This is a genomic window from Candidatus Deferrimicrobiaceae bacterium (assembly GCA_035256765.1).
Taxonomy (GTDB): domain Bacteria; phylum Desulfobacterota; class Deferrimicrobia; order Deferrimicrobiales; family Deferrimicrobiaceae; genus CSP1-8.
On record DATEXR010000060.1, the window covers coordinates 1 to 2,916 of the forward strand.

General features: G+C 67.2%; 3 protein-coding genes. 1 reads left to right on the top strand and 2 read right to left on the bottom strand.

From position 1 onward, the window contains the following. Positions 1–501: D-aminoacyl-tRNA deacylase (gene dtd / locus VJ307_01965; GenBank protein HJX72892.1), on the top strand; the 501-nt coding region annotated here is incomplete at its 5' end. Between the two features lie 106 nt (positions 502–607). Here the strand turns inward: dtd and VJ307_01970 are convergent. Then, a complete protein-coding gene (locus tag VJ307_01970; protein HJX72893.1) occupies positions 608–2,038 on the bottom strand; it encodes a glutamate synthase subunit beta in 1,431 nt (476 codons plus the stop codon). Continuing rightward, positions 2,031–2,916, bottom strand: an 886-nt coding sequence (locus VJ307_01975) for a hypothetical protein (GenBank protein HJX72894.1), incomplete at its 5' end; no start/stop codon positions are given. The genes VJ307_01975 and VJ307_01970, both read right to left, overlap by 8 nt.

A 2,916-nucleotide genomic window follows, 5' to 3' on the forward strand; every position in this document is an offset into this window, starting at 1 on the left:
GGATCGCGGGTAAAGGAGGGGGACAGGGGATTCGACCGGATGTCCCAAGGAGGGTCCCTCATGCGCGCGGTGATCCAGAGGGTGAGCCGGGCTTCCGTGTCCTCGGGGGGGAAACTCCTCGGCACGATCGGGCGGGGGCTGCTCGTGTTTGCCGGCTTCGGCCACGGCGACGACAGCGCGGCCGTCTCGTGGATGGCGGAGAAGATCGTCCGGCTGCGGATCTTCGAAGACGGCGCGGGGAAGATGAACCGGTCGGTCGGCGATGTCGGCGGGGGGATCCTGGTGGTTTCGCAGTTCACCCTCTACGGCGACGCCCGGAAGGGGAGCAGGCCGGGGTTCGGCGACGCGGCCGCGCCGGAGAAGGCGAACGCTCTCTACGAGGAACTGGTCCGGCGCCTGAGGGGGTTGACGGATCTGCCCGTCGAAACGGGTTCCTTCGGCGCCGTGATGGAGGTGGAACTCGTGAACGACGGCCCCGTGACGATTCTTCTCGAGCGGTAGGGAACGCCCCGTTCCTCCGCCCCGATGCTCTGGCACGGAAAGTGCGGGAACTTCTCGACGGCTGATCCCGGGTTTCCGGCGGGCAGAGGGCCGCCGGGAGCGGGCTCTACATTCCCGCCAGGTACCGGTCCACGCCCCCGGCCGCTTTTCTCCCGAAGTCGATGGCGCGCACGATGAGCGACGCCCCCGCCATGCTGTCTCCCGCCGCGAACACGCCCTGCGCGGTGGTCATCAGGCCGGAATCGACCACCAGGTTCCCCCGGGCGTCCGTTTCCAGTCCCAAGTCCCGCACGAGCGGACCGTGCTCCAGGTGGACGAACCCCGCGGCGAGCAGCACCAGGTCCGCCCTGAGCTCGAACTCCGAGCCCGGGATCTCCCGGAAGGTGCTCCGGCCGTTCTCGTCCGGCTCCGACCACTCGAGCTTTGCGCAACGCAGTTTTTCGACACCGCTCCGGCTCCCGAGAAATTCCTTCGTCGACACGCTCCATAGTCGCGTACACCCCTCCTCCTGGGAGGAGGACGTGCGCATGATGACCGGCCAGGTCGGCCAGGGGTTGTTCACCGGCCGGTCCGCGGGGGGCATCGGCAACAGTTCGAGTTGGGTGATCTCCCGGGCCCCCTGCCGGCGGCTCGTGCCGACGCAGTCCGAGCCGGTGTCGCCGCCCCCGATCACCACGACGTGCTTGTCCCGGGCGGTGATCTCCTCGTCCGAGAGGGGGATCTCCCCGGAGATCCGCATGTTCTGGCGGGTCAGAAAATCCATCGCGAAGTGGATCCCCGGAAGATCCCGTCCCGGGACGGGAAGGTCCCGTGGCTCCATTGCCCCGGCGGCGATCAAGATGGCGTCGAAGGTGCGCTGTAGATATTTCACGGAGATGTCCGTTCCCGCGTTCACGCCCGTCTCGAAGACGACCCCCTCCGCGCGCATCTGTTCGAGGCGTCGGTCGATCACCCACTTCTCCAGCTTGAAGTCCGGGATGCCGTAGCGGAGCAGGCCCCCGACCCGGCTCGCCTTCTCGAAGACCACCGCCTCGTGCCCCCTGCGCGCCAGTTGCTGTGCGGCGGCAAGGCCCGCGGGGCCCGACCCGATGATCCCCACTTTCTTGCCCGTTTTCCGGGGGGCGGGTTCCGGGCGGATCCATCCCTCCTGCCAGCCCGTTTCGACGATCTGCAGCTCGATGTGCCGGATGGTGACGGGGGGCAGGTTGATCGAAAGCGTGCATGCCGCTTCGCACGGCGCGGGGCATACCCTCCCGGTGATTTCGGGAAGGTTGCACGTGGCGTGCAGAAGGGCCAGCGCCTTGCGCCACTGTTTCCGGTGCACCATGTCGTTCCATTCGGGGATCCGGTTCACGACCGGGCAGCCGAAGACATGGCAGTAAGGGATGCCGCAGTCCATGCACCGGGCGGCCTGGATCTCCAGGCGGTCCTTCGGCAGGAACTGCTCGACTTCCTGATAGTCGTGGATCCGCTCCTCCACCGGCCGGTACGGCGGTTTCTCCTGCGGGTATTCCAGGAACCCGGTGGGCTTAACCACGGTACACCTCCTCCGTTGCCGAGACGGTCTCGTCGTCCCGGTACTCCTCGAGGTGCATCCGTTCGAGCACTTTCCGGTAGTCCACCGGCATGACCTTCACGAACAGGGGCAGGCGCGATTCCCAGTTGTCCAGGATCGTCTTGGCCCGCGTGCTCCCGGTGAACCGGTAGTGATGTTCGATCATGACCCGGAGCTGCTTCTCGTCCTCGGCTGTCCAGACGGTTTCCACGTCCACCATGTCCAGGTTGCAGCGCGTGTCGAACAGCTCGGACTCGTCGTAGACGTAGGCGACGCCCCCGCTCATCCCCGCCGCGAAGTTGTTCCCGGTGTGCCCCAGGACCACGACGACTCCGCCGGTCATGTATTCGCAGCCGTGGTCGCCCACACCCTCCACCACCGCTTTTGCCCCGCTGTTGCGCACGGCGAACCGCTCGCCGGCGGTGCCGTACAGGTAGAGCTCGCCCCCCGTCGCCCCGTAGAGCACGACGTTTCCGGAGATCACGTTCCGGTAAGGCAGGAATCCCGCCTCCGGGGGCGGGACGACGATGATTCTCCCGCCGGACATCCCCTTGGCGAGGTAGTCGTTGGTGTCGCCGACGACCCGGATCGTGATCCCGGGAGCAAGGAACGCTCCGAGGCTCTGCCCCGCGGAGCCGTCGAAGGAGATCCGGATCGTGTCCTCGGGCAGTCCCTGGGAGCCGAACCGGCGGGTGACCTCGCCGCTCAGCATGGCGCCTACCGTCCGGTGGACGTTCCGGATCGGCATCTCGATGTCGACGGGCTGTCCCTTCTCCAGGGCGGGCATGGCGCTCCGGATCAATTCGTTGTCCAGCGACTTCTCGAGTTCGTGCTCCTGGCTCCGGATGCAGCGGCGGGGG